This is a genomic window from Pseudomonas sp. UMAB-40 (assembly GCF_900095275.1).
In the GTDB taxonomy this organism is placed as follows: domain Bacteria; phylum Pseudomonadota; class Gammaproteobacteria; order Pseudomonadales; family Pseudomonadaceae; genus Aquipseudomonas; species Aquipseudomonas mandelii_B.
This window is the reverse complement of sequence record NZ_LT607563.1, coordinates 1-26,652: the sequence shown is the minus strand read 5'-3', so window position 1 is coordinate 26,652 and position 26,652 is coordinate 1. Positions and strand designations below refer to the sequence as shown.

The following is a 26,652-nucleotide window of genomic DNA, read 5'->3' as shown; positions in this document are numbered from 1 at the left end:
TCAAGACCAAGAAGACGGAAAGGTCCTACACAATGTGGGGACTAGACAGAACCCCAACTTCAGCAGATTATTTCCCCCGCAAAACCCACTCATCCGAGAGATCCGATCATGAGCAAAAAGCCATCCAAAAATGGCCCCAACAAGGCCAAATCCATCATCGCCCAGCCACTGTTCCGCAGCCGTCAGGAACGAGCCGGCAAGGGCAAAGGCAGCTACCGCCGCGAAGCCTTCCAGTCTAATAGCTGGGAGGCTTCTTACTTTCTGGCGGCCTGAAAGGCAAGCAATCGCTCAACATGTTAAGGTCTGCACCTGATTCGTACTCCCTGGACCTGTGCATGCCCCTTTGTCTTTCCCGTCGTTGGCCGCTGCGCCAACTGATCGCTGCCTCCAGCCTCATTTTGCTTGTCGCCTGCGCGGAAAAACCAACCGCCGCCGACGCCCAGCCGCTTCAGACCCTTCCCGTCTCGACAGCCCCTGCGGTCATTCCGCCCGTGGTGCCGACCGGTGAAAACCTCGACATCCAGCCCACCCAGACCTTCGCCGAATGGCAGGCGGGTTTCCGCAAAGACGCGCTGGCCGCCGGCATCCGCGCCGATCTGTTTGACCGCGCCTTCGCCAATGTAAGCCTCGACACCAGCGTGATCCGTGCCGATCGCAGCCAACCCGAATTCTCCCGCCCGGTGTGGGAATACCTCGACGGCGCCCTGTCGCCGCTGCGGGTACGCAAAGGCCAGGCGCTGGTCGGCCAATACGCCGACATCCTGCAAAGCATCGAGCAGCGCTACGGCGTTGACCGCCAGGCCTTGGTGTCGGTGTGGGGCATGGAGAGTAATTTCGGGCAGTTCCAGGGCAACAAGTCAGTGATCAACTCCCTGGCGACCCTGGCCTACGAAGGCCGGCGTCCGGGCTTTGCTCATGCGCAACTGATCGCCGCCCTGCAAATCCTGCAACAAGGCGATATCGAACCGGAGAAAATGCTCGGTTCCTGGGCCGGTGCCATGGGTCAGACCCAGTTCATCCCGACCACCTACAACACCCATGCCGTGGACTTCGATGGCGATGGCCGCCGCGATATCTGGGGCAGCCCGGCCGATGCGTTGGCCTCGACGGCGCACTATCTGCAAAGCTCCGGCTGGCAGAAAGGCCAGCCGTGGGGCTTTGAAGTGCAGTTGCCAGGTAGTTTCAACTACGTCCTGGCCGACGGCACGATTCGCAAGAGCGTCGCCGAATGGCAACAGTTGGGTGTCTCGATGCCTAATGGCGCCCAGGTTCCGGCAGGTTCCGAACACCTGTCCGCCGCCCTGCTGCTGCCGGCCGGTTACCGTGGCCCGGCATTCCTGGTGCTCGACAACTTCCGCGCAATCCTCAAGTACAACAACTCGTCGTCTTATGCATTGGCGGTGAGCCTGTTGTCCGAGCGCTTCAGTGGTGGGGGCCTGATCAATGGCACCTGGCCAAAAGATGACTTGCCGTTGAGCCGCACTGAGCGAATCGAACTGCAAAGCCTGCTGAGTGCGCAGAATTACGATGCGGGCACTGCCGACGGCATCATCGGCGCGAACACTCGCAAGGCGATCCGCAGTGCACAGCAGTCGTTTGGTTGGCCGGCGGACGGGTATCCGACGCACAAGTTGCTTGAAGGCCTGCGTAATCGCTAAAAGCATCGCGGGCAAGCCACGCTCCCACATTGGATTTGTGAGCGACACAAAACCTGTGGGAGCGGGCTTGCCCGCGAAGACTGACTAACAGGCGACGAATGACTACCGCTTGATTACAACATCCTGCTCCAACACCAATTCCTTCTTCCCCGCATCCAGCCGAACCAGCGCGCCCATCGGCAACGTCAGGTTCGGATCGCAATGCCCGCTGCGCCACCCGGCCAACACCGGTATTCGCAACGGCTCGAACGTCTGCTTGAGCAACCGCTCCAGCGCCACAACATCAACCCCCGCCACATCGCCCACCAGCACCCCGCGCAACTTGCCCAGTGTGCCGGCCAGGCGCAGATGAGTCAGCAAGCGGTCGATGCGATACAGCGGTTCGTTGATGTCCTCAATGAAAAGAATGACGCCTTCAGCCTCCATCTCAAATGGCGTGCCCATGGTCGCGGCAATCATGGATAGATTGCCCCCCAGCAAACGCCCGTGGGCGATGCCTGGCTCGATCGTGGTCAGCGGCCAGGCCACCGGGTGCGAAAGCACACTGCCCGCCTTCACCTGTCCTCTGAGCATGTTGAAAAACGAAGACTCGGTCGGCTTTTGCTTCTCACCCAGCAAATCGGCATTGAGCAGCGGGCCATGAAAGGTCACAAAACCGGCGTAACGGCTGATCGCCACGTGCAGCGCAGTGATGTCGCTGTAGCCGATAAACGGCTTGGCGTTGTTTTGCAGCAATTCGAAATCGATGCGATCGAGTAGACGCGGCGTACCGTAACCGCCCCGCAGGCAAATGATCGCATCGACTTCCGTGTCGGCGAACGCGGCGTGCAAGTCATTGAGCCGCACATCGTCGCTGCCGGCCAAATAGCCATCCTGTTCGTACACCCCGGGAAATACCCGCAGCGCATAACCGCGAGCGCGCATCCAGGCAACGGCTTTATCGGTGTCCAGCCCGGCGGGACCGGCGGGCGCGATGACACCGATCAGCCCTTCCGAGGGCAAGGCCGGAACGGCTGAGTGAGGAAACAGCGTGTGGGTCGGTCGAACGGTCATCCATGAATCTCCCTGCGCGAAAAGCTTCAGCACACAGTAGTCAGGAACGGGGACAAACAGAAGAGGATCAATCGCCCCGCAGGTTGCAGGAAAAGACGGTAGCGGCCGTAGGCACGGCCAACAAAGACGCCCGCAAGGCTGAAAAGCCTTACGGGCGTTTTATTACAGAGACGACATCAATTCAGCTTTAACCAGCTTCGCCTGCTCGTCGGCGTGATACGAGGAACGTACCAGCGGGCCGGAAGCGACGTTCTTGAAGCCCATCTTGTAACCTTCCTCGGCAAACCAGGCGAACACGTCCGGGTGCACGAAGCGCTGGACCGGCAAGTGGCTGCGGGACGGTTGCAGGTATTGGCCCAGGGTCAGCATGTCGATGTCGTGTTCGCGCATGCGCTTCATGACTTCGATGACTTCTTCGTCGGTTTCGCCCAGACCCAGCATCAGGCCGGACTTGGTCGGAATGTGCGGCATCATCTGCTTGAAGCGTTGCAGCAGGGTGAGCGACCACTGGTAATCCGACCCCGGACGCGCAGCCTTGTAAAGGCGCGGCACGGTTTCCAGGTTGTGGTTGAACACATCCGGCGGCTCGGCGGCGGTGATTTCCAGCGCCACGTCCATACGGCCACGGTAGTCCGGGACCAGGGTTTCGAGCTGCACGTTCGGCGACAGCTTGCGGATCTCGCGGATGCAGTCGGCAAAGTGCTGGGCACCGCCGTCACGCAAGTCATCGCGGTCGACCGAGGTGATTACCACGTACTTGAGTTTCAGGTCAGCGATGGCGATGGCCAGGCTTTCAGGCTCGTTGGTGTCCAGAGGCTTCGGACGACCGTGGCCAACGTCGCAGAACGGGCAGCGGCGGGTGCAGATGTCACCCATGATCATGAACGTGGCGGTGCCGCCGGAGAAGCACTCGCCGAGGTTCGGGCAGGACGCTTCTTCGCACACGCTGTGCAGCTTGTGTTTGCGCAGCAGGGCCTTGATGCGGTCGACTTCCGGCGAAACCGGGATGCGCACGCGGATCCAGTCAGGTTTTTTCGGCAGTTCGGTGGTCGGAATGATCTTTACCGGGATACGTGCAACCTTCTCGGCGCCGCGCAGCTTGACGCCGGCTTCAACCTTGGCACGCGGGGCCGGACGCTCGGTAACATCCAGCGTCGGGATCATGGTTTGCACTGCATCAGTAGTCATATCAGTCGATTCCGCCCGTTAGGGTCGTCTGCTCAGCATAGTCGAGGTGTTTGACGAGCTGCGCGCGCAGCCGGGCACTTACCTCGGCAAATTCAATCGATCCTGCGTGATCGCGGAGCTGGGTCATCGCCAGCCCGGCGTAACCGCAGGGATTAATCCGTCGAAACGGTTCCAGGTTCATGTCCACGTTCAGGGCCAGGCCATGAAAGGAACAACCGTGGCGGATCCGCAGACCCAGGGACGCGATTTTCGCCCCGTTGACATAGACACCTGGCGCATCAGGCTTGGCCGCTGCGGTCACGCCATAGCTGGCCAGCAACTCGATCAGGCAGTGTTCCATGCGGGTGACCAGGTCACGCACGCCGAAACCCAGTTTGCGTACGTCGAGCAACAGATAGGCCACCAACTGGCCCGGCCCATGGTAAGTCACCTGGCCACCGCGATCGACCTGCACCACCGGGATATCCCCCGGCAGCAGCAAGTGCTCGGCCTTGCCGGCCTGCCCCTGGGTGAACACCGGCGGATGCTCGACCAGCCAGATCTCGTCCGCGGCATTGCTGCCGCGTTCGTTGGTGAAGCGTTGCATGGCATGCCAGACCGGCTCGTAAGCCATCTGGCCGAGCTCGCGAAAGCCCAGCGTGCCAGACATCACAGCACCATGTGCACGAAACCGGTAGCCCGCAGTTCGCTGTTGATGTCGTACAGCTGGTCTTGACCGGTGGCGATGATGTGCAACTGGATGGTGGTGTACTTGCCGTTGCTGCTCTGGCGTTCGTCCACCTTTTCATCGTTGATCGTTGCGTGTTTCTTAACGATATCGATGATCTTTTGCTTGATGTCCACAATGGTGTCGCCGATCACTTTGATCGGGTAATCATTGGCGGGGAATTCGATCTTTGGCGCCTTTACTTCGGATTCTGTCATGGCGTAACGGCCTCGTAAGCCGTGGCAACGGACATGGCCCCGCTCCGGATTGGAACGGGGCCATGCAAGTCCACACTAATTCAGTTGAACAAGCCGTAGAAGAATAGACGGATGCTATCCCACATGCGGCGGAAGATACCACCCTCCTCGACAGCGTCCAGGGCGATCAGGTCGGCGCTGTGCACCACTTTGTCGTCCAGTTTCACTTCGACTTTACCGATTACGTCGCCCTTGGCGATTGGCGCAACCAGTTGCGGGTTCATGGTCATGCTGGCGGCGAGCTTTTTCAGCTGGCCTTTTGGCAAGGTCATGGTCAGGTCTTCAGCCAGGCCGGCCTTGACTTGATTGGTGCTGCCTTTCCAGACCGGTGCCTGAGCCAGCTCGGCGCCTTTCTGATAGAAGGTCTGGGTTTCGAAGAAGCGGAAACCGTAGGTCAGCAGCTTCTGGGTTTCAGACGCACGGGCCACTTCGCTGTTGGTGCCGAACACCACGGCGATCAGGCGCATGCCATCACGTACAGCCGAAGACACCATGCAGTAGCCGGCTTCGTCGGTGTGACCGGTTTTCAGACCGTCGACGGTCTTGTCGCGCCACAGCAGCAGGTTGCGGTTAGGCTGCTTGATGCCGTTCCAGAAGAACTCTTTCTGCGAGTAGATCGCATAGTGAGCCGGGTCCTCGTGGATGATTGCGCGAGCCAGCACGGCCATGTCGTGAGCCGACGAGTAGTGCTCAGGGTTCGGCAGACCGGTCGGGTTCATGAAGTGGCTGTTGGTCATGCCCAGATCGGCCACGGTTTTGTTCATCATGTCGGCGAAGGCGTCTTCGCTGCCGGCGATGTGCTCAGAAAGCGCAACACTGGCGTCGTTACCCGACTGAATGATGATGCCGTGCAGCAGGTCGCTCACGGTGACTTGCGAGCCGACCTTGATGAACATCCGCGAACCGCCGGTACGCCAGGCGTTTTCGCTGACGGTCACCGGATCGTTTTCACCGATCTGGCCACGACGGATTTCCAGGGTCGCGATGTACGCGGTCATCAGCTTGGTCAGGCTGGCCGGCGGCAGACGCTGGTCACCGTTGTTCTCGACCAGCACGTTGCCGCTGCTGGCGTCCATGAGCACGTAGGATTTAGCGGCCAGTTGTGGTGGCGACGGCATCATCTCGACCGCGAAAGCGGCAGGCGAGAGGAGCAGCGGGACTAGCAGACACAGGCGTTTGGCAAAGGTGGTGATGTTCATCCGTCTCTCGAAATCGCTAATGGAAACTGCCCGAAGGCAAAACTAATCAGATGACCTTCTAACGGGCCATCGCGTGTTCAGTTGCTCACTCAGAACCCTTGCCGGGCTTTTGTTCTTCAACGAGCCAACAACCAGGTCCACCCCCCAAACCGCAAGCGAACCGTCAATCAAGTACTACGTATTACTCGGCGGTGACCACGCTCGGCGAACCGAGATTGGCCAGGCGCACGCTGTTCTGCACTTGCTGGATTTCACCCGGCGAACCGATCGGCCCCAGGCGCACCCGATGCAGCGTCTGTTGATTGCGCACGATCGAGCTGATGAACACCGGAGCGCTCACCATCCCGCTGAGCTTCGATCTCAGGAGTTCTGCAGCGTCCGGGTTGGCGAACGCGCCCACCTGCAGATACTGGCCAGAGGCTGGTACAGAAGCGTTTTTTTTTGCATCAATCTGCACGGGCACCACGGCCGCCGCGTGTTGCTGCGGCGGTGGCGTCCATTGCTCGACGGTGCCCGCCGAAGCGGTAATCGTCGGCGCGGCATTTTGCGCTACTTGCGGCTCGTTGAGCATCAAAGGCGCCGGACGGCCCTTTTGTGCCCACCACTGTTGCGGATCGATGCCTTCGACCTTGACCCGTGCGGTGCCGGTTTCGGCGTAACCGAGTTTTTTCGCGGCGGCGTAGGACAAATCGATGATGCGGTCCGAGTAGAACGGGCCGCGATCGTTGACCCGCAGGATCACGCTCTTGTTGTTGTCCAGGTTGGTCACCCGAACGTAACTTGGCAGTGGCAATGTCTTGTGGGCGGCACTCATGCCGTACAGGTCGTACACCTCGCCATTGGCGGTGTTCTGACCGTGGAATTTGGTGCCGTACCAGGACGCTGTGCCCGAGGCGACGTAGGTCTTGGATTCTTGCAGCGGGAAGTAAGTCTTGCCCAACACAGTGTACGGGTTGGCTTTATAAGGACCGGAGTGCAGGGTCGGCGTGGCATCCGGGATGCGCGATACGTCGACGTCCCACCATGGCGCGCCGTCTTTGTGCGCGCGGTTGATGTCCAGGCCCGGCGTTGCGCGCACGGCCGTTGAAGACTTTTGCGTCGGCGCGCGGCTGGTCGAACAACTGGCGACCAGCACCGCCAACGCGGCGAATGCCATCAGCTTCAGGGGTTTATTCATAGGCAATGCCCGCATTACTTGACGCCCCGTGCTTGGACCAGCTGTTCAGACAGTTGATGTACCGCCATGGCGTACATCACGCTGCGGTTATAACGCGTGATTGCGTAAAAATTCTTCAGGCCCATCCAGTATTCGGGGCCATTGTCACCTTCCAGGCGGAAAGCCGTGACCGGCATATCATCGCGCAGCGCATCATGACTCGACCAGCCCAAGGCTCGCAACTCCCCGACCGTTTTAGTCGGCTCGATGCCCGTCGTCAAACCTTCATCCACTTGCTCGCCACGCACATCGGCGCGGCTGACCACCGGTTCGCCGGCAACCCAGCCGTGACGCTTGAAATAACTGGCGACGCTGCCGATGGCATCGTCCGGGTTGGTCCAGATATTAATGTGGCCGTCACCGTCGAAGTCCACCGCATAGGCGCGAAAGCTGCTCGGCATAAACTGCGGCAAACCCATGGCGCCGGCGTAAGAGCCTTTGAGGGTCAGCGGATCGACCTGCTCCTCACGGGCCAGCAATAGGAATTCACGCAACTCCTTGCGGAAGAATTCGGCACGGGGAGGATAGTCGAAACCCAGGGTGGATAATGCGTCGATCACCCGGAAATTACCGGTATTGCGGCCGAAAAAGGTCTCAACCCCGATGATCGAGACGATGACCTGAGCCGGCACGCCATATTCCTGCTCGGCACGGGCCAGTACCGCCTCGTGTTGACGCCAGAAGTCCACACCACGGGCGATGCGCGCGTCGGTGATGAACATCGGGCGATATTCGTTCCACTGCTTGACCCGTTCGGCAGGCTTCGAGATCGCGTCCAGAATCGACTGCTTGCGCTCGGCTTCGCGGAACACGCCCATCAGCTGTTCACCGGCAAAACCGTAGTCGCGGGTCATTTCACCGACGAATTCGGCCACTTGGGGTGAGCCTTCGTAATCGCCGGCCAACGCATCCTGCGTTGTGCCAAGGATGCTTACCAGGCCGACCCATGGCGCGTATCGAGTCGCCCAGCCACGCATTACTTGCATTGACATCTTCACCTTATTCAAACCTGTGCGATCCACTTACGATGGGTATGGATCGACATCAAAACCCCAAACGCTGACAGCAGCGTCACCAGCGAAGTTCCTCCGTAGCTAATGAACGGCAACGGTACCCCCACGACCGGCAACAGGCCACTGACCATACCGATGTTGACGAAAACGTAAACAAAAAACGTCATGGTCAGGCTGCCCGCGAGCAATTTGCCGAACAATGTCTGGGCCTGGGCGGTAATCACCAGCCCACGGCCGATCAGCAAAAGGTAAATCAGCAGCAGTGCGCAGATGCCAACCAGGCCGAACTCTTCGCCCATGACCGCAATAATGAAGTCGGTGTGGCTTTCCGGCAGGAAGTCCAGGTGCGACTGGGTGCCGAGCAGCCAGCCTTTGCCGAACACGCCGCCGGAACCGATGGCGGCTTTCGACTGAATGATGTTCCAGCCCGTGCCGAGCGGATCGCTTTCCGGATCAAGGAAGGTCAGGATTCGCTGCTTCTGATAGTCGTGCATGATGAAGAACCACATCGCCACGGCCACCGGTACCGCAGCCGCCAGCACACTCATGATCCAGCGCCAGCGCAACCCGCCCATGAACAAGACGAAAGCGCCACCAGCGAGAATCAGCAACGAGGTGCCGAGGTCCGGCTGCCGCACGATCAGGATGAAGGGCAAGCCAATCAGGAACAGACTGACACCCACATGCTTGAGCTGGGGCGGCAACGTGCGCTTGGACAAGTACCAGGCGATGGTCGCCGGCATCAGAATCTTCATGAACTCCGAAGGCTGGAAGCGAATCACCCCCGGGATGTTGATCCAGCGCGTGGCGCCCATGGCGTTGTGACCCATGACGTCCACCACCACCAGCAACAGCACGCCGATCACATAACCGACTGGCACCCAGCGGGCCATGAATCGCGGCTCGAACTGCGCGATGACGATCATCGACACCAGGCCGATGCCGAACGAAGTGGCTTGCTTGGCCAGCAGATCCCAGCTCTTGCCACTGGCCGAATACAGCACGAACAGGCTGCCGGCGGCGAGGGTCAGCAGCAGGATCAGCAACGGGCCGTCGATGTGCATGCGTTGCAACAGCGTCGCACGGCGACGCATCACATCCTCACTGGAGAGGATGCGATCGAAATTACTCTTCACGGGCCGTAGCCTCCGCACTGATAGGGCTGGCGTATTCGGCCTTCAACCGACCGTCCTGATCCAGAAGCCAGGCGTCCATGACTTGACGCACCACGGGCGCGGCGACGCCGGAACCGGACTCGCCGTTCTCGACCATCACCGACACCACGATTTGCGGATTGTCGGCCGGCGCGAAGCCGACGAACAAGGCGTGGTCGCGGTGGCGCTCCTGAACCTTGGAGCGGTCGTACTTCTCGCCCTGCTTGATCGCGACCACCTGAGCCGTACCACTTTTCCCGGCAATGCGGTATTGCGAACCGATCGCCGCTTTGCGCGCCGTACCCCGGGCACCGTGCATCACCTGCTGCATGCCATGGTTGACCTTGGTCCAGTCGGACGGGTCGCGCAGGATGATGTCCGGCATCGGGTTTTCATCCTTGGGCCGCTCGCCTTCGACGGTCTTGGCCAGGTGCGGACGGTTCCAGACACCCTTGTTCGCGACCAGCGCTGTGGCCTGGGCCAGTTGCAATGGCGTTGATTGCATGTAGCCCTGACCAATCCCGAGAATCAGCGTTTCACCGGGGAACCAGGCCTGACGCCGGGTTGCACGCTTCCATTCACGTGTAGGCATCAGCCCCGGCGACTCTTCGAACATGTCCAGCGAAACCTTCTGACCGATTCCGAACTTGCTCATGTACGCCGACAAGCGATCGATTCCCAGCTTGTGGGCCAGGTCGTAGAAGTAGGTGTCGTTGGACCGCATGATCGCCGTGTCGAGGTCCACGTAGCCGTCACCGGTACGGTTCCAGTTACGGTATTTGTGATCGTAGTTGGGCAACTGGTAATAGCCGGGGTCATACACCCGACTCGATGCGGTCACAACGCCAGCATCCAGACCGGCAATTGCCACGGCCGGCTTGATGGTCGAGCCCGGCGGGTACAGGCCCCGCAGCACGCGATTGAACAGTGGCCGGTCGATGGAATCGCGCAACTCGGAATAGGCCTTGAAGCTGATACCGGTGACGAACAGGTTGGGGTCGAAACTCGGCTGACTGACCATGGCCAGTACTTCGCCGGTTTTCGGGTCCAGGGCCACCACGGCGCCACGACGACCGCCGAGTGCTGCCTCGGCCGCTTCCTGCAATTTGATGTCCAGGCTCAGGACGATGTCCTTGCCGGGAATCGGATCCGTGCGCTTGAGCACGCGCAATACGCGGCCGCGAGCGTTGGTTTCGACTTCTTCGTAACCCACCTGACCGTGCAGCTCCGGCTCGTAGAAACGCTCGATGCCGGTTTTGCCGATGTGGTGGGTGCCGCTGTAATTGACCGGATCGAGGGACTTCAGCTCTTTCTCGTTGATCCGCCCCATGTAACCCACCGAGTGCGCGAAGTGTGCGCCCTGCGGGTAATGACGCACCAATTGCGCGACCACTTCCACGCCCGGCAGACGGAACTGATTCACCGCGATCCGGGCGATCTGCTCTTCAGTCAACTCGAACAGGATCGGCACCGGCTCGAACGGTCGACGCCCCTGTCGCATTCGCTTCTCGAAGATCACCCGGTCCTCGGGCGTCAGCTCCAGCACTTCGACGATCACGTCGAGTACCTGCTGCCAGTCACCGGACCGTTCGCGGGTCATGCTCAGGCTGAAACTGGGCCGGTTATCGGCCACCACCACGCCATTGCGATCGAAGATCAGCCCGCGCGTCGGCGGAATCGGCTGCACGTGGACGCGGTTGTTTTCCGACAGCGTCGAGTGGTACTCGTACTGAATCACCTGGAGGAAATACAGCCGCGCGATCAGCACACAGATCAGCAACACCACCGCAATAGCCCCGAACACGACGCGGCCACGCACCAGACGGGCGTCTTTTTCGTGGTCCTTGATGCGGATCGGCTGGGGCATGAGGGCAGAACTACTTGTGGTAAGGGTGGCCGGACAGGACTGTCCAGGCACGGTACAGCTGTTCGCCGATCAGAATCCGCACCAGCGGGTGCGGCAACGTCAACGGCGACAACGACCAGCGCTGATCGGCCCGCGCACAGACTTCCGGCGCCAGCCCTTCGGGGCCGCCGACCATGAAATTCACCGTGCGCGAGTCCAGCCGCCAGCGATCGAGCTCGACCGCCAACTGCTCGGTGCTCCAGGGCTTGCCGTGGACTTCGAGGGTCACAACACGCTCATTCGGCCCGACCTTGGCCAGCATGGCTTCGCCTTCCTGACGGATGAAGCGTGCCACGTCGGCGTTCTTGCCACGGGTGTTGAGCGGTATTTCCACCAGTTCCAGCGCCAGCTCGGATGGAAGACGCTTGGCATATTCATGCCAGCCTTCTTCCACCCACTTGGGCATGCGGGAGCCGACGGCGATCAGTCGCAGTCGCACAGCGGTCCCTTATTGCTGGTCTTTGTTGAGCTTGACGAAATGCTCATGGGTGTTTTCCGGGCTGTGGTGAGCCGCGTTCAGAGCACGGCTCTGCTCTGCACCGGACCACAGACGCTCGAGGTCGTAAAACTGACGAGCCGAGGCGGTCATCATGTGCACGATGACATCATCCATGTCCAGCAACACCCAGTCGCTGTCGCCCTTGCCTTCTTCACCCAGCGGCTTGACGCCCAGGGCTTTGACGGCTTCGCGGACTTTGTCCAGCATGGCGCCGATCTGGCGGTTGGAGGTACCGGTCGCGATGATCATGTAGTCAGTGATGCTCTGCTTTTCACGAACATCGATGACCTGGATGTCCTGGCCCTTCACGTCTTCCAAGGCGGCTACAGCCACCTTGACCAGCTCATCACCTTTCAGTGGCTCGGTGGTGAGAACCGGCTCAGGCAGCGGGGCGCTTTTGAACGTGCCTTTGCGCTTTACTTTAGTTACGTCTTTGTTCGTCATATAAAACTCGTTTTGCTCGTATGTTCGGGCGCTTCAATACACGTCATTACGTGCCTGGAAGCGTGCCCTCTTTTCAGTTCGACGCACGGTAGAGACCGTGCGCATCGATGTAGGCCAGGACCGCGTCGGGCACCAGGAAACGTACCGACTTACCGCTGGCCAGCAGTTGACGGATCTGGGTGGCGGATACCGCGAGCGGCGTCTGCCAGACGAATGCAATCTGTCCGCTCGGCCCTTTGAGGGCCAGCGGGTCGCTCACCGAGCGTGCCGCCAACAGATTGCGCAAGGCATCCGGCGGTTCGCTGTCGGCATCCGGGCGTTGCAGCACCAGGATGTGGCAATGCTGGAGCAACTCTTCCCAGCGGTGCCAAGTGGGCAGGCCGCAAAATGCGTCCCAGCCCAAAAGTAGAAAAACCTGGTCAGAGGCGGCCAGTTCGGCGCGCATCAGTTCCAGGGTGTCGATGGTGTAGGACGGTTTGTCCCGCTGCAATTCGCGGGCGTCCACCACCAGCGGCGCCACACCGGCCACCGCGCACTCGACCATCGCCAGACGGTCCTTTGCCGACACCTGCGGCGTACCGCGATGCGGCGGCCTGGCACTGGGTGTCAGGCGTAACTCATCGAGCGCCAGCGACTCGGCGACTTCCAGCGCACCACGCAAATGGCCGATGTGCACCGGGTCGAACGTCCCGCCCAGCATGCCAATGCGTCTTGGCGCAGGCTCGCTGGCGGTTTGCGGGACTGACGGTTTGAGGTCGCCCAAGTCAGACCGACGCCTGGCCGCGCAACTGGCCATCACCGACCACAATGTACTTCTCGCAGGTCAGACCTTCGAGACCCACCGGGCCGCGGGCGTGCAGCTTATCAGTAGAAATGCCAATCTCGGCACCCAATCCGTATTCGAAGCCATCGGCGAAGCAGGTCGGCGTGTTGATCATCACCGACGACGAATCGACTTCCGCCACAAAACGCCGGGTGTCGGCGAAGTTTTCGCTGACGATCGAGTCAGTGTGATGCGAGCCGTGCTTATTAATGTGTTCGATTGCCTGGTCCAGCCCGTCAACGACGCGGATCGAAAGAATCGGCGCCAGGTACTCGGTGTTCCAGTCTTCTTCTGTTGCCGCGACGGCCTCGATGATCGCCCGGGCGCGTTCGCAACCGCGCAGTTCAACGCCTTTTTCGCGGAACTGTGCAGCCATCGACGGCAGGAAATCCTTGGCAACGGCTTGATCCACCAACAGCGTTTCCATCGCGCCGCAGATGCCATAACGGTAAGTCTTGGCATTGAAAGCGATGCGCTGGGCTTTCGGCAGATCGGCGTGGGCGCTGACGTACACGTGGCAGATGCCGTCCAGGTGTTTGATCACCGGCACGCGGGCATCGCGGCTCACGCGTTCGATCAGGCCACGGCCACCACGGGGCACGATGACGTCGACGTACTCCGGCATGGTGATCAACGCGCCTACGGCCGCACGATCGGTGGTTTCGACCACTTGCACCACGGCAGCCGGCAGATCGGCTTCGGCCAGGCCGCGCTGGATGCAGGCGGCAATGGCGCGATTGGAATTGATTGCCTCGGATCCGCCACGCAGGATGGTCGCGTTGCCGGACTTCAGGCACAGGCTCGCGGCGTCGATGGTCACGTTCGGCCGGGACTCGTAGATGATCCCGATCACGCCCAACGGCACGCGCATCTTGCCGACCTGGATGCCCGACGGCCGATAGCTCATGTCGCGAATTGCGCCGACCGGGTCCGGCAGTGCCGCCACCTGACGCAAACCGACGATCATGCCGTCGATACGTTCCGGGGTCAGCGCCAGACGTTCAAGCAATGCCGGCTCAAGACCATTGGCGCGACCCGCGGCCAAATCCAGTTCATTGGCAGCCGTCAGCTCGACGCGTGCAGCGTCCAGCGCATTGGCAGCCGCCTGCAGCGCGCGGTTCTTCTGCGCAGTGCTGGCACGGCCAATGACGCGAGAAGCCTCGCGGGCGGCGCGACCCAGGCGGGTCATATAGTCAAGAACGGACTCAGTCATTGTCTGTGGGGGTCTTTGCTAAGGTCTTGGTAAAGAGTAAAGCGGCAGATTATAGCTGTCGCGTCCCGGGACTAACAGCGGTGACGGGCGGATGGTCGAAATGGAGGGCAATTTGCCGACGTTCAGCCGGGATTAAGCTGCAAATTGTTATCATCACGACTCAATCAGCCTTGATAAACACCGTTCATCATGTCCAACCTGACTGTTCGAGCGTCCGCCGCACGCCTGCCCACGGGGCTCCCGGACGCATTTTTCGACCGCGACGCGCAAACCCTGGCCCGGGATTTACTGGGCAAGGTCATTCGTCATCGGGTCGGCGACCTGTGGCTGAGCGCCCGGATTATCGAAACCGAGGCCTATTACTGCGAAGAAAAAGGCAGCCACGCTTCCCTCGGCTACACAGAAAAGCGTAAGGCTTTGTTTCTGGATGGCGGGCACATCTATATGTATTACGCCCGCGGTGGCGATTCCCTGAACTTCAGCGCCCAGGGGCCGGGCAACGCGGTGCTGATCAAATCCGCCTATCCATGGGTCGACGAATTAAGCGGGCCGGCGAGCCTGGCGCAGATGCTGTTGAACAATCCCGACGCCCAGGGTCGCCCTCGCCTCTCGCAAAAGCTCTGCGCCGGGCAGACGTTGTTGTGCAAGTCGCTGGGGTTGAAGGTGCCCGTCTGGGATGCCAAGCGTTTTGACCATGAAGTGTTGCTGGTCGAAGACGTCGGCACGGCGCCTGCTCACATCATCCAGACCACGCGCCTGGGCATTCCCCACGGACGCGATGAACATTTGATGTATCGCTTCGTCGATGCGGCTTACGCGCCATATTGCACGCGGAACCCGCTGCGACGGGGGCAGGTCGAAGGTCGCGATTATTTTTTGCTGACTTGAACAATGAATATCCCCCTGTGGGACCAATGAACATCAGAGGGAGTTGTTTTTATGGGCCCATGGCTCGATAGCGTGACCGGTTGGCTGGCGGCTAACCCGCAATGGCTGGCCGCGGCGGTGTTCATAGTTGCATTCGTGGAATGCCTGGCGATTGCCGGGCTGATCGTGCCCGGCACGGTGTTGCTGTTCGCCGTCGCGGTACTGGCCGGCAGCGGGGCGCTGTCATTGAGCGAAACGCTATTGCTGGGGTTTGCCGCCGGCGTGCTGGGCGACATCGTTTCGTACTTCATCGGTCGACATTTCCACCAGAACATCCGGCGCCTGCCGGGGTTGCGCCACCATCCGGAATGGATCGCCGGCGCCGAGGCGTATTTCCAGCGCTACGGAATTGCCAGCTTGTTGGTCGGACGCTTTATCGGCCCGCTGCGCCCGATGCTGCCGATGGTCGCCGGGATGTTCGACATGCCTTTCCCGCGTTTCGCCGCTGTCAGTTTGCTGGCCGCCGCGGGCTGGAGCGTCGCTTACTTGCTGCCCGGCTGGGCCACGGGCGCGGCGATTCGCTTGCCATTGCCCGACGGTTTCTGGCCTGAGGCAGGGATCGTCGCCGGCAGCATCGCCGTCATGGTGGGTTTGAGCATTACCAGCAGCATGCGCCGCCATCGTAAAGCGACGGTGCTGATTGCCGGCATGAGCTTTCTGATTCTGGCAGGCCTGTTTATCGGCTACCCGCACCTGACCGCACTCGATCAGGGTGTGATGACCCTGGTCCAGGAACACCGCAGCCCGATGCTCGATGAAGTGGCCGTCACCTTCACGCTGATCGGCGAGTTCCGCAACATGCTGGTGTTCAGCGCCCTGCTGACCGGATTGCTGTTGCTCACCCGGCAGTGGCGCCAGGCGATTTTCGCTGGCGGCACCCTACTCTTCACCGCCCTCGGCAACACGTTTACCAAGCAATTTTTTGCCCGCGTGCGCCCGGAAGTACTCAGCGATCCGCTGACCAGCTACAGCATGCCCAGCGGCCACGCTTCGGGTTCCTTCGCGTTGTTCCTGACCCTCGCCGTGCTGGCCGGTCGCGGTCAGCCGCCACGGATGCGCCTGACCTGGTTGCTGCTGGGTTGTCTGCCGGCCCTGGCGATTGCCCTGTCCCGGGTGTACCTGGGCGCGCACTGGCCGACGGATATACTGGCTGGCGCAATGCTGGCGGCCTGCGTGTGCGCCGCCAGCTTATGGCTGAGCCAGCGTCAGACACCGCTCAATGCCATGCCGCCCAAGGTCTGGTGGCTGGTATTGCCGGCGATGGTGGCGCTGTTCGGGTTCTTTGCATTGCGACATCTGCCGCATGCGATGTTGCGGTATGCCTACTGATCAGGCAAACAACTCGCCCTGCAACTCATCCAGCAACGCCTGAATCGCATCCAGTCGCTGCTGGGGATCATCGAGTTGCAGCAGGTCGATCTTGTCCAGTTCGGCAAATGGCAACAGGTAGGCCAACTGATTGGCCAAGGACTGTTGCCCGGTCGCTTCGGTGCCCATGTTCAACGCCTCGACCATCGGGTGTTCGGCCAAGGCTTTGAGCAGGGCGACCAAGTCCGCATCCTCATCCTGCAGCGGCTGTTCAGGTTCGTCTTCCAGCCACTCGACGTCAGCGACGGTCAATTGATCGCGCTGCACCTCGGTGCGCAACACATGAAAACGCCGCCCGCCCTGCACGCGAATCCCCAGCAGGCCGTTGTCCTGTTGTTTGAAATCAGTGATCAACGCTTCGCAGCCGACCAGCGCATAGCCCTCCGGTGCGATGCCCACTTCTTCGCCGTCGAGAATGCACACCACGCCGAAGCCGCCGCCCTGTTTCATGCAGCGGCCGATCATGTCCAGGTAGCGCGCCTCGAAAATCTGCAAGTCGAGGATGCAGCCAGGAAACAGCACTGTGTTCAGCGGAAAAAGCGGCAAGCTCATAGACATTTCCTTACACCACCATCGACACCGCCAACGGCAGGAAAACTGCCGTGGCCACGCCCATCAGACTCATCGCCAGCGCCGCGAAGGCGCCGCACTCTTCACTTTCCTGCAAGGCCACCGAAGTACCGACCGCATGGGCGGTCATGCCCAGCGCCATGCCCCGGGCTTCAGGGCTGTGCACGCCCAGCCGGGTCAACAGACTCGGCCCGAAGATCGCACCGATCACGCCGGTGATCAACACGAACACCGCGGCCAACGCCGCGACACCACCGATCTGCTCGGCCACCAACATGGCAATCGGCGACGTCACCGACTTCGGCGCCATGGTCATCAGGATCATGTGTTCGGCGCCAAACCACCAGCCCAGCAACACGCCCATGCCCGTGGCAACCACGCCGCCTATCACCAGCGTAGTAAATATCGGCCAGAACAACTGCCGAATCCGTCGCAGATTGAGGTACAGCGGCACCGCCAGTGCAACGGTCGCAGGCCCGAGCAGGATGCTTAGGATCTCGGTGCTCTTGCGGTACTCGGCAAAGGTGATCCCACATACCGTCAGCACGCCGATCACCAACAGCATGGAGACCAGCACCGGTTGCAGAAAGATCCAGCGGGTTTTTTCGAAGGCCGCCAGCACCAGCTGATAAGCGCCCAACGTAATGCCGATGCCGAACAACGGGTGATGAATCACCGAGTCCAGCGCTCCTTGCCAATCGAGGATCATGGGCGATCTCCGCGATGGGCATGACGTTTGACCATGCGCTGCATCAGCACCCCGGCAAACGCCATGGACAGCACCAGCGACAACACCAGCGCACCGACGATGGCCCAGAAGTCCGCGGCGATGTCCTTGGCGTAAACCATCACGCCCACGGCCGGCGGCACCAGCAGCAGGGGCAAATAACGCAGCAGGCTGCTGGCCGCCAGGTTAAGCGGTTCACCGACTTGCCCGCGTGAAATCAGGTACACCAACAACAGCAGCAGGCCGACAATCGGCCCCGGCAGTACCGGTAAAAACAAATGGTTGATGGCTGTGCCCAGCAATTGGAACAGCACCAGCCAGGTCAGGCCACGTAACAACATCCAGCATCTCCCGCACGCGCTCCCCACCAAAAAGGGGCCGGGCATTATAAGCACGTCAACGCTATGGATCGGCATTCGCCAAAAGCATGGTCAGTTGACCGGAGCAATTTGCCATGTTGATCTAAAGTGGTTCACAGGGAGGTCAAATCCCCCCACTCGAAAAACTATAAATCCGATGAAACCCAAGGAGAGTCTCAATGCCCTATGTTCCCGTTGCAGAGCTCAAAGATTATGTCGGCAAGGAACTCGGACGTTCCGAATGGCTCACCATCGATCAGGAGCGCATCAACCTGTTCGCAGAAGCCACAGGCGATTATCAGTTTATTCACGTCGACCCGGTCAAAGCCGCGCAAACGCCATTTGGCAGCACCATTGCACACGGATTCCTGTCGCTGTCGCTGATCCCGAAACTGATGGAAGACATCCTGATCCTCCCTCAAGGGGCGAAGATGGTGGTCAACTACGGCCTGGACAGCGTGCGCTTCATCCAGCCAGTGAAAGTCAACTCCAGGGTTCGTCTTAAAGTCGACATGAACGAAGTCATCGAGAAAAAACCCGGCCAATGGCTGCTCAAAGCCACCGCCACCCTTGAAATCGAAGGATCGGACAAACCGGCGTATATCGCCGAGCCGCTGTCCCTCTGTTTCGTCTGACACAAGCCTGATTGCGAAACAGCTCACGCTGTTTCGCGCCGTGTCTCTGCCGTGTCTCTATAAATGCGACACATAGCTGCGGCATACTCCGTCGCATAATTGCCCGGATCCCGCTATGCGCTCACTTGCCCTCCTCGCCTTGACCCTGTTGCTCACCGCTTGCGGCGATGGCGAATCGCTGCTGCCCCCGGATGCCCGCTTGCCGGACGGCGGGCGCTATCGCGGTGATCTGGTCAACGGCTTGCTGCAAGGCCAGGGCCGCATCGACTACCCCAACGGCAGCTGGTACGCCGGCGAGTTCGACAAGGGGCAATGGCATGGGCAGGGTGAATGGCATGGCAGCAACGGCGAGATCTATCGCGGCCAATTCAATCAAGGCCTGTTCGACGGCAAGGGCACACTGACCACCAGCGGCAGCAGCTACACCGGCGGATTCAAACTCGGCCGCCGTGACGGTGAAGGCACACTCAAAGAAAACGCGATGACCTATCGCGGTGAGTTCAAGGCCGATCAATATTCAGGGCTTGGGCGTCTCGAACTCGATGACGGCAGTTCCTATCAGGGTCAGTTCGCCAACGGCAAACCCAACGGTGAAGGCCAGCGCGGCGACGCCAGCGGCAATCAGTTCACCGGGCACTTCAAGGACGGTCAGCTGGAAGGCAACGGGACCTTCAACAGCGCCGACGGCGACATCTATGTCGGTGGCTTCAAGAACAATCAACTGCACGGCAAGGGCCGCTACGAAAACGCCGACGGCGATGTCTGGCTGGGCCAGTTCAAGGAAGGCTCGCTGAACGGCAAGGGCGAGTTGATCGGCGCTGACGGCAGCCATTATATCGGCCAGTTCAGCGACTGGCGCTTTACCGGCCAGGGTCGATTGAACCTGCCCGACGGCAGCTTCTACATCGGCCAGTTCGACAGTGACAGCTACTCGGGGCGCGGCACTCTGGTGCTCGCCGATGGCACGGTGCAAAGCGGAACGTGGATCAATGGCCAGCGTGTTCGCGATGCCGACGGCAAGTTGCTGCCCGACACCCTGGAGCTCGGCTTGCTGGCCCAGGGCCGGTTACTCGATGACGCTCTGTCCAACGTGCCAGCCTCGACCCCGATGGTCGAGCTGTACACCTTGACCCTGGGCGGCGACGGCAAGCAGAGCGTGTTCCTGCGCGAGTCCGATTACGTCAGCAACATGCTCAGCAGCCGCTTCGGCGCCTTCGGCCAGATTCGCCTGGTGAACCATCGCGATCACCTCGTCGACCGGCCGATGGCCACCCGGGAAAACCTGCGCCGCGCCGCGATGACCCTGGCCGAACGCAGTGGCCCGGAAGACTTGATCTTCATCTACCTGACCAGCCATGGCAGCAGCGAACATGAACTGGTGCTCGATCAGCCGCGCATGGAGTTGGCCGACCTGCCGGCCGACGAACTCGCCGCCGTCCTAGCGCCGCTGAAAAATCGCGACAAGATCGTGGTGATTTCGTCCTGCTATTCCGGCGGCTTCATCCCCGCGCTCAAGGATGAACGCACGCTGATCATGACCGCTTCCCGCGCTGATCGGGTGTCCTTCGGTTGCTCGGAGGAAGCCAACTTCACCTACTTCGGCGACGCGCTGTTCGCCCAGGCGCTGAACCAGACCGACGACCTGGAGCAAGCCTTCAAGCTGGCCAAGGCGACGGTGGCAGAGCGTGAGCTCGCTGACGGCTTCGAAGCCTCTGAACCGCAGCTCTGGGCGCCGAAAACGGTCCTCTCGCACTGGCAACTCTTACGCAAACAGCAGGCACGAAAAGCGCTACAAAGTGTCTCTATCAGCAGCAAGGACGCAAAGAGCAACTAAGCTGAACAGTATCAAGGGGGAAACACTATGTACTTGACGCCTCAGCATGTATTGCTTGCCGGAGCTACCGGATTAACCGGTGAACATTTGCTTGATCGCCTGCTCAATGAGCCAACGATTTCAAGGGTACTGGCCCCCTCACGCCGGCCGCTGGCTGAGCATCCCCATCTGGAAAACCCGGTCGGCGACCCTGCAGTGTTTCTGCCGCAACTGAACGGTCGCGTCGACATCGCCTACTGCTGCCTCGGCACCACGATCAAACAGGCCGGCTCGGAACAGGCGTTTCGCGCAGTGGACCTGGACATGGTGGTGGCGTTCGCCAAACGAGCGCGGGAAATGGGTGCCCGGCACCTGATCGTGATCAGTGCCTTGGGGGCCGATCGCAGATCCTCGGTTTTCTACAACAAGGTCAAAGGCGAGATGGAATACGCATTGCGCGCGCAGGACTGGCCGCAGCTGACCATTTGCCGACCTTCCATGTTGCTGGGCGAACGACTCGAACCGCGCACGGTCGAGCAACTTGTCGGACCGTTGTCGCGCTTGATCCCCGGCAAATACCGCGGCATCGAAGCCTGCCAACTGGCCCGCGCCATGTGGCGGCTGGCGCTGGAAGAGCAGGATGGGGTGCGGATTGTCGAGTCGGATGAGTTGCGCAAGCTAGGCAAATAAAGCCCCACAAAGATCGTTCCCACGCTCCGCGTGGGAACGATCAGTTAGAGACCACCCGTCGCCTGGAAACTCACCCCGATCACCGTCAGCAATGACAACGGCAACAACAGCGTGTCGAGCAACGCGCTGGCCGGCAGGTCGACGCCGGGGTAGCTCGGCGCTTCGGCGCCGAACCGGTCCATCGCGCAGCAACCGCCATTCATGGCATACAAATCCAGACGCGTCCCCGCGTACACCACTGGCGCGCCCGGCTTGGCCGCGTCCAGCGTGCGCGCCGTGGCGCAGCCCGCCAATTGCAGGGCCAGCAGAACAATCAGCAGCTTATTCATCGCTGCTCAAATGGTGTTCGCCCCAGCGCGGCAGCATGTCTTGCGGGATATTCAACAGGTTGAGAATCCGCGCCACCACAAAATCGATCAGGTCATCGATGGTCTGTGGCTGGTGATAGAAGCCCGGCGACGCCGGCAATATCGTCACGCCCATGTTCGACAGCTTGAGCATGTGCTCCAGATGAATGCTCGAGTACGGCGCTTCACGCGGCACCAGAATCAACTGGCGACGCTCTTTCAACGTCACATCGGCAGCCCGCTCGATCAGGTTGTTGCAGGCACCGGTGGCGATCGCCGACAAGGTTCCGGTGGAACACGGCACCACCACCATCGCCGCCGGCGCACCGGAGCCCGAGGCCACCGGCGACATCCAGTCTTCCTTGCCGTACACCTTGATCTGCCCGGCGGCCGCACCGGTGTATTCGGTGAGGAAGGCCTGCATCGTCTGCGGTTTGGCCGGCAGCGAGACGTCAGTCTCGGTGGCCATCACCAGTTGCGCAGCCTTGGAGATCAGGAAATGCACCTCGCGGTCTTCGCGGATCAGGCAGTCGAGCAGACGTAAACCGTACTGGGCGCCCGAAGCGCCGGTCATCGCGAGGGTGATGCGTTCCGGGCCATTGTTCATTGCAGCGCCTCGGCGAGTTTGCCGTGCAGGCCGCCGAAGCCGCCGTTGCTCATGATCACCACGTGGGTGCCGGGCTGAGCCTGACTCTTCACGCGCTCGATGATGCCTTCCAGGGAATCGCTGACGATCGATGGCACGGTGCACAGCGCAGCGGTCGCGCCCAGGTCCCAACCGAGGTTGGAGGGGGCGTACCAGATCACTTGATCGGCATCGACCACGCTTTCCGGCAAGCCGTCGCGGTGAGCGCCAAGCTTCATGGAGTTGGAGCGCGGCTCGATGATCGCAATCAACGGCGCATCACCGATGCGTTTGCGCAAGCCGTCGAGGGTCGTCGCAATCGCCGTCGGGTGGTGAGCGAAGTCGTCGTAGATGGTGATGCCGCGAACCTCGGCGACTTTCTCCATCCGGCGTTTCACGCTTTTGAAGGCGCTCAATGCAGCGATGCCCATCGACGGTACAACGCCGACGTGGCGAGCGGCCGCCAATGTGGCCAAGGCGTTGGCGACGTTGTGCTGGCCGGTCATGTCCCAATCGACGACGCCTTGGGCGATGCCGTCGAACATCACTTCGAACTTCGAGCCGTCTTCGCTCAGCAGTTTGACCTGCCACTGACCGCCAGCACCGGTGGTTTGCACCGGGGTCCAGCAGCCCATCTCGATGACGCGCTGCAATGCCGGCTCGGTGGTCGGGTGGATCACCAGGCCTTCGCTCGGGATGGTCCGCACCAAATGGTGGAACTGCCGCTCGATGGCGGGCAAATCCGGGAAGATGTCGGCGTGATCGTATTCCAGGTTGTTCAGAATGGCGGTGCGCGGGCGGTAGTGAACGAACTTGGAGCGCTTGTCGAAGAACGCGCTGTCGTACTCGTCGGCTTCGATGACGAAGAACGGTGTGCCGCCCAGACGCGCCGACACCGAGAAGTTTTGCGGCACGCCGCCGATCAGGAAGCCCGGGCTCATGCCCGCGTGTTCCAGGACCCAGGCGAGCATGCTGCTGGTGGTGGTTTTGCCATGGGTGCCGGCGACGGCCAGGACCCAGCGACCTTGCAGCACATGGTCGGCCAGCCATTGCGGACCGGAAACATAGGGCAGGCCTTTGTTCAACACGTACTCGACGGCCGGATTGCCACGGGACATGGCGTTGCCAATCACCACCAGATCCGGCGCCGGATCGAGTTGGGCGGGGTCGTAGCCTTGGGTCAACTCAATGCCCTGCGCTTCAAGCTGAGTGCTCATCGGCGGATAGACGTTGGCATCGGAGCCCGTCACATGATGGCCCAGCTCTTTGGCCAGAACCGCCATCGAACCCATGAAAGTGCCGCAGATACCAAGAATATGAATGTGCATAGTCGACCTCGTAAAACATGGCCGCAGGTTAGCGTAGGGAGGGGAAAATCGCACCTTGTGTTTCGGTCTCACGGACGCCAATCGCGGGCAAGCCCGCTCCCACAGGTCTTGTGCCATGCCTGAATACTGTGAACTACATAAGTGTGGGAGCGGGCTTGCCCGCGATTGGCCACGACGTGGTTTACCGGGCGATGCCGTGCTTACGCAGCTTGCGATAGAGAGTGTTACGGCTGACACCGAGCTGTTCGGCGGTATGCGTCATGTGCCAACGGGTTTGTTCCAGCACATTGAGCAACGCCAGCCGCTCGGCATCATCCAGCGGATGTTCGGAAGGCTCTTCAACGGCCACAACCGGCACCGGCCGAACCTGACGAATCATCACCGGCAAATCCTCCAGCCCGATCCGCCCGCCGTCACACAACGCCGCCAAGGTGCGCAGCACATTGCGCAACTGCCGCACGTTCCCCGGCCACGCGAAGCCCAGCAAGGCTTGCCGGGCCGGTCCATCGATCAGCACCGTCTCTGCGCCCGCCTCTTCGGCCAGCAGAAAATCAAGCAACTGCGATTTATCACTGCGCTCACGCAAGGCCGGCAATGCGATCTCCAACCCATTGAGCCGGTAATACAAATCCTCACGGAAGCTGCCGTCCTGCACCCGTTCCAGCAAATTACGGTGAGTGGCACTGATGATCCGCACATTGACCGACTCCGGCTCGCCGCCAATCGGCACCACCTGACGATCTTCCAGCACCCTTAATAGCCGGGTTTGCAACGCCAACGGCATGTCGCCGATTTCATCGAGGAACAGCGTGCCGCCGTCCGCCTGCTGCAACTTGCCGCGCATGCCTTCCTTGCGCGCGCCGGTAAAGCTGCCGCCGCGATAACCAAACAGTTCGCTCTCGATCAGGCTTTCAGGGATTGCTGCGCAGTTCAGGGCGACGAAGACTTTGTCGGCCCGCTGGCTGGCCTGATGCACGGCTTTGGCAAAGGCCTCTTTGCCGGAACCGGTTTCGCCATTGATCAACAGCGGCACGTCTCGCTCGAAGACTCTCAAGGATTTGCGGAAATCTTCCTGCAACGCGGCATCGCCCAGACAGATGCCCGACAGGCGCGGACGCGAGGCAATCGCCGGGCCTGGCACCACCGGCACCGGAATGCTGCGCGGCTGACCGCGCAACACGGCAAACAGGCTCCGCCCGTCACGGGTGCGCAATGGCCAACTGGCGCTGGCGTTGACACTGGCGCGGCCGAGCAACTCATCCAGCGAGCAATCGAAAAACGCCTCGACCGGCTTACCCAACAATCCGCCGCGAATATGCCCCAGCAGGTTCAACGCACTCTGGTTGACCGCGCTAATGCGCCCTTCTCCGTCGAACGCCAGCAAGCCTTCGCTGAACAACCCGACGGACTCTGCCTGCAAGTGAAAGCGCAGCAGCCATTGATTGTCGAAGTAGCGCAGGAAATAGCAGCTCTCGATCATCTTCGCCGACAGATTGACCAGGGCCATGGTGTGGAATTGGCTTTGACGTGAGACTTCGTGACGCGCGGAGGACACGTCGAGCACCGCCAGCAGCTCGCCGTGAGGGTCGAACACAGGGCTCGCCGAGCACGTCAGGCCGGTGTGGCGGCCGCGAAAGTGTTCATCCTGGTGAATGGTCAGCGACTGACGCTCGACCAGGCAGGTGCCAATACCGTTGGTGCCTTCGCAGGCTTCGCTCCAGTCGGCACCGAGCCACAGGCCGGCGCGCTCGAAGATTTTCCGTTCAGCGGGTGCGGTGACGCAGTTGAGGATCACCCCACGGGCGTCAGTCAGCAGCACGGCATGACCGGCGCCGGAGAGTTGCTGATGGAGGCTGGTCATTTCGCTGCCGGCGATGTGCAGCACCTGCTGCAAACGTTCGCGGCTTTCAAGCACCCGGCCATGTTCCAGCACTGTCGGTGCCATCGTCAGGGTCGGGTCGAGGTGATAATCCTCAAGGCAGCGCAACCATGAACGGGCGATGGACGGGTCGCTGCCAGGACCGTGCAGGTGGGACTTTCCCTGAGTGACGGTCAAGACTTGCTGGGCATGGCGACTCAAATGGTTGTCGTGCATTTCTTATTATTCTCCCCGGGGCTCGGCAACCCGTGGTTGAGGTGACCCCGAGCATCCTCCAGCCTAGCCTGCATTGCAATGCTGGCAAGACCCGCCAGTCACAGCCTGTGCCAAAAGCGGTACAAAGTGTCACGAGGGCTGTATCGATAGCGTCACAGACGCCACCCGCCTGTCCGACATAAACAACGCAAGGCCTTGATTTGCCTGACCTGCAAGGCAGTGGCCCGACCTTTGCTCTACGCTTATAACAAGCGCACATGCGCTCTCTCTTATAAGTACAAAAGCCAAGGAGAAATCACCATGCGTTACGCTCACCCCGGTACTGAAGGCGCTATCGTTTCGTTCAAGAGCAAATACGGTAACTACATCGGCGGCGAGTTCGTCGCGCCTGTCAAAGGTCAGTACTTCACCAATACCTCGCCAGTGAATGGCCAACCGATTGCCGAATTCCCGCGCTCCACGGCCGAAGACATCGACAAAGCCCTGGACGCCGCCCACGCCGCTGCCGATGCCTGGGGCGCCACGTCCGCCCAGGCGCGCTCGCTGGTGCTGCTGAAAATCGCCGACCGCATCGAACAAAACCTGGAAGTCCTGGCAATCACCGAATCCTGGGACAACGGCAAAGCCGTGCGTGAAACCCTCAACGCCGACATCCCGCTGGCCGCCGACCATTTCCGCTACTTCGCCGGTTGCATCCGTGCCCAGGAAGGCAGCGCCGCCGAAATCGATGGCAATACTGTTGCGTATCACATCCACGAACCCCTGGGCGTGGTCGGGCAGATCATCCCATGGAACTTCCCGATCCTGATGGCCGCGTGGAAACTCGCCCCGGCCCTGGC

At 60.9% G+C, this 26,652-nt stretch carries 28 protein-coding genes; 8 read left to right on the top strand and 20 right to left on the bottom strand.

The features are described from left to right. Window positions 1-108: 108 nt before the first annotated feature. Both arfA and K0F88_RS18555 read left to right on the top strand, forming a co-directional pair. The gene (gene arfA, locus K0F88_RS18560; RefSeq protein ID WP_094470475.1) at window positions 109-273 is read left to right on the top strand and encodes an alternative ribosome rescue factor ArfA; all 165 of its coding nucleotides are present in this window, start codon (window positions 109-111) and stop codon (window positions 271-273) included. A 62-nt stretch (window positions 274-335) separates the two neighbouring features. Then, window positions 336-1,658: a lytic murein transglycosylase gene (locus tag K0F88_RS18555; RefSeq protein ID WP_219096034.1), complete on the top strand. Its 1,323-nt coding sequence runs from the start codon at window positions 336-338 to the stop codon at window positions 1,656-1,658. 102 nt (window positions 1,659-1,760) lie between these two features. Here K0F88_RS18555 and K0F88_RS18550 read toward each other — a convergent pair whose 3' ends face one another. The 13 genes from K0F88_RS18550 to K0F88_RS18490 all read right to left on the bottom strand — a co-directional run bounded on the left by K0F88_RS18550 (window position 1,761) and on the right by K0F88_RS18490 (window position 14,329). Then, the gene (locus K0F88_RS18550; protein ID WP_094470473.1) at window positions 1,761-2,711 is read right to left on the bottom strand and encodes an LD-carboxypeptidase; all 951 of its coding nucleotides are present in this window, start codon (window positions 2,709-2,711) and stop codon (window positions 1,761-1,763) included. A 162-nt stretch (window positions 2,712-2,873) separates the two neighbouring features. Continuing rightward, window positions 2,874-3,899: a lipoyl synthase gene (gene lipA / locus K0F88_RS18545; RefSeq protein ID WP_374039725.1), complete on the bottom strand. Its 1,026-nt coding sequence runs from the start codon at window positions 3,897-3,899 to the stop codon at window positions 2,874-2,876. Between the two features lies 1 nt (window position 3,900). After that, on the bottom strand, window positions 3,901-4,548 hold the full coding sequence (gene lipB, locus K0F88_RS18540) for a lipoyl(octanoyl) transferase LipB (RefSeq protein WP_219096033.1): 648 nt from the start codon (window positions 4,546-4,548) through the stop codon (window positions 3,901-3,903). After that, the gene (locus K0F88_RS18535; protein WP_094470470.1) at window positions 4,548-4,823 is read right to left on the bottom strand and encodes a DUF493 domain-containing protein; all 276 of its coding nucleotides are present in this window, start codon (window positions 4,821-4,823) and stop codon (window positions 4,548-4,550) included. The genes lipB and K0F88_RS18535 overlap by 1 nt, the downstream gene beginning before the upstream one ends. An 80-nt stretch (window positions 4,824-4,903) precedes the next feature. Next, on the bottom strand, window positions 4,904-6,061 hold the full coding sequence (locus K0F88_RS18530; protein ID WP_219096032.1) for a D-alanyl-D-alanine carboxypeptidase family protein: 1,158 nt from the start codon (window positions 6,059-6,061) through the stop codon (window positions 4,904-4,906). Between the two features lie 181 nt (window positions 6,062-6,242). Continuing rightward, window positions 6,243-7,253 carry a septal ring lytic transglycosylase RlpA family protein gene (locus K0F88_RS18525; RefSeq protein WP_219096031.1) on the bottom strand — a complete coding sequence of 337 codons (1,011 nt, stop codon included), beginning with the start codon at window positions 7,251-7,253 and terminating at the stop codon, window positions 6,243-6,245. Continuing rightward, window positions 7,253-8,263: a lytic murein transglycosylase B gene (gene mltB / locus K0F88_RS18520; protein WP_010467366.1), complete on the bottom strand. Its 1,011-nt coding sequence runs from the start codon at window positions 8,261-8,263 to the stop codon at window positions 7,253-7,255. Before mltB ends, K0F88_RS18525 begins: the two co-directional genes overlap by 1 nt. Before the next feature lie 17 nt (window positions 8,264-8,280). Then, a complete protein-coding gene (rodA, locus tag K0F88_RS18515; RefSeq protein WP_162556277.1) occupies window positions 8,281-9,384 on the bottom strand; it encodes a rod shape-determining protein RodA in 1,104 nt (367 codons plus the stop codon). Between the two features lie 31 nt (window positions 9,385-9,415). Continuing rightward, on the bottom strand, window positions 9,416-11,311 hold the full coding sequence (gene mrdA, locus K0F88_RS18510) for a penicillin-binding protein 2 (RefSeq protein ID WP_219096030.1): 1,896 nt from the start codon (window positions 11,309-11,311) through the stop codon (window positions 9,416-9,418). 10 nt (window positions 11,312-11,321) lie between these two features. Beyond that, window positions 11,322-11,789, bottom strand: coding sequence for a 23S rRNA (pseudouridine(1915)-N(3))-methyltransferase RlmH (gene rlmH / locus K0F88_RS18505; protein WP_007937439.1), 468 nt, complete (start codon window positions 11,787-11,789; stop codon window positions 11,322-11,324). 9 nt (window positions 11,790-11,798) lie between these two features. Continuing rightward, window positions 11,799-12,293 carry a ribosome silencing factor gene (rsfS, locus tag K0F88_RS18500; RefSeq protein ID WP_010467363.1) on the bottom strand — a complete coding sequence of 165 codons (495 nt, stop codon included), beginning with the start codon at window positions 12,291-12,293 and terminating at the stop codon, window positions 11,799-11,801. Window positions 12,294-12,366: 73 nt separating this feature from the next. Beyond that, window positions 12,367-13,056 (bottom strand): nicotinate-nucleotide adenylyltransferase, encoded by a 690-nt coding sequence (gene nadD, locus K0F88_RS18495; RefSeq protein ID WP_257605289.1) that lies wholly within the window; start codon window positions 13,054-13,056, stop codon window positions 12,367-12,369. Window position 13,057: 1 nt separating this feature from the next. Next, window positions 13,058-14,329 carry a glutamate-5-semialdehyde dehydrogenase gene (locus tag K0F88_RS18490; protein WP_219096029.1) on the bottom strand — a complete coding sequence of 424 codons (1,272 nt, stop codon included), beginning with the start codon at window positions 14,327-14,329 and terminating at the stop codon, window positions 13,058-13,060. 189 nt (window positions 14,330-14,518) lie between these two features. Between K0F88_RS18490 and K0F88_RS18485 the strand changes: the two genes are divergently transcribed. Then, the gene (locus K0F88_RS18485; RefSeq protein ID WP_219096028.1) at window positions 14,519-15,217 is read left to right on the top strand and encodes a DNA-3-methyladenine glycosylase; all 699 of its coding nucleotides are present in this window, start codon (window positions 14,519-14,521) and stop codon (window positions 15,215-15,217) included. Window positions 15,218-15,268: 51 nt separating this feature from the next. Continuing rightward, on the top strand, window positions 15,269-16,585 hold the full coding sequence (locus K0F88_RS18480; protein ID WP_094470460.1) for a bifunctional DedA family/phosphatase PAP2 family protein: 1,317 nt from the start codon (window positions 15,269-15,271) through the stop codon (window positions 16,583-16,585). On the opposite strand, the gene K0F88_RS18475 is transcribed toward K0F88_RS18480, so the two are convergent. The 3 genes from K0F88_RS18475 to K0F88_RS18465 are packed head-to-tail and all read right to left on the bottom strand — an operon-like array spanning window position 16,586 to window position 18,262. Then, window positions 16,586-17,176, bottom strand: coding sequence for an LON peptidase substrate-binding domain-containing protein (locus K0F88_RS18475; protein WP_219096027.1), 591 nt, complete (start codon window positions 17,174-17,176; stop codon window positions 16,586-16,588). 10 nt (window positions 17,177-17,186) lie between these two features. Then, complete coding sequence (locus tag K0F88_RS18470) at window positions 17,187-17,903, bottom strand: LrgB family protein (protein ID WP_219096026.1); 717 nt, start codon at window positions 17,901-17,903, stop codon at window positions 17,187-17,189. Continuing rightward, complete coding sequence (locus K0F88_RS18465; RefSeq protein WP_109635147.1) at window positions 17,900-18,262, bottom strand: CidA/LrgA family protein; 363 nt, start codon at window positions 18,260-18,262, stop codon at window positions 17,900-17,902. Before K0F88_RS18465 ends, K0F88_RS18470 begins: the two co-directional genes overlap by 4 nt. A 197-nt stretch (window positions 18,263-18,459) precedes the next feature. On the opposite strand from K0F88_RS18465, the gene K0F88_RS18460 reads away from it, so the two are divergent. The 3 genes from K0F88_RS18460 to K0F88_RS18450 all read left to right on the top strand — a co-directional run bounded on the left by K0F88_RS18460 (window position 18,460) and on the right by K0F88_RS18450 (window position 21,418). Further along, window positions 18,460-18,915, top strand: coding sequence for a MaoC family dehydratase (locus tag K0F88_RS18460; protein WP_010467353.1), 456 nt, complete (start codon window positions 18,460-18,462; stop codon window positions 18,913-18,915). Window positions 18,916-19,030: 115 nt separating this feature from the next. Further along, a complete protein-coding gene (locus K0F88_RS18455; RefSeq protein WP_219096025.1) occupies window positions 19,031-20,749 on the top strand; it encodes a C13 family peptidase in 1,719 nt (572 codons plus the stop codon). Between the two features lie 27 nt (window positions 20,750-20,776). Then, window positions 20,777-21,418, top strand: a complete 642-nt coding sequence (locus K0F88_RS18450) for an oxidoreductase (protein WP_219096024.1) — start codon at window positions 20,777-20,779, stop codon at window positions 21,416-21,418. A gap of 44 nt (window positions 21,419-21,462) precedes the next feature. Here the strand turns inward: K0F88_RS18450 and K0F88_RS18445 are convergent, their stop codons facing one another. The 4 genes from K0F88_RS18445 to K0F88_RS18430 all read right to left on the bottom strand — a co-directional run bounded on the left by K0F88_RS18445 (window position 21,463) and on the right by K0F88_RS18430 (window position 25,813). Next, entirely contained in the window at window positions 21,463-21,747 is a 285-nt protein-coding gene (locus tag K0F88_RS18445) for a YceK/YidQ family lipoprotein (RefSeq protein ID WP_219096023.1), read from the bottom strand. After that, complete coding sequence (ubiX, locus tag K0F88_RS18440) at window positions 21,740-22,372, bottom strand: flavin prenyltransferase UbiX (protein WP_219096022.1); 633 nt, start codon at window positions 22,370-22,372, stop codon at window positions 21,740-21,742. Before ubiX ends, K0F88_RS18445 begins: the two co-directional genes overlap by 8 nt. Then, a complete protein-coding gene (gene mpl / locus K0F88_RS18435) occupies window positions 22,369-23,718 on the bottom strand; it encodes a UDP-N-acetylmuramate:L-alanyl-gamma-D-glutamyl-meso-diaminopimelate ligase (protein WP_219096021.1) in 1,350 nt (449 codons plus the stop codon). Before mpl ends, ubiX begins: the two co-directional genes overlap by 4 nt. A gap of 181 nt (window positions 23,719-23,899) precedes the next feature. Beyond that, window positions 23,900-25,813: a sigma-54-dependent Fis family transcriptional regulator gene (locus tag K0F88_RS18430; RefSeq protein ID WP_219096020.1), complete on the bottom strand. Its 1,914-nt coding sequence runs from the start codon at window positions 25,811-25,813 to the stop codon at window positions 23,900-23,902. A 300-nt stretch (window positions 25,814-26,113) separates the two neighbouring features. Between K0F88_RS18430 and K0F88_RS18425 the strand changes: the two genes are divergently transcribed. Then, window positions 26,114-26,652, top strand: a 539-nt coding sequence (locus tag K0F88_RS18425) for an aldehyde dehydrogenase family protein (RefSeq protein ID WP_219096019.1), incomplete at its 3' end; no start/stop codon positions are given.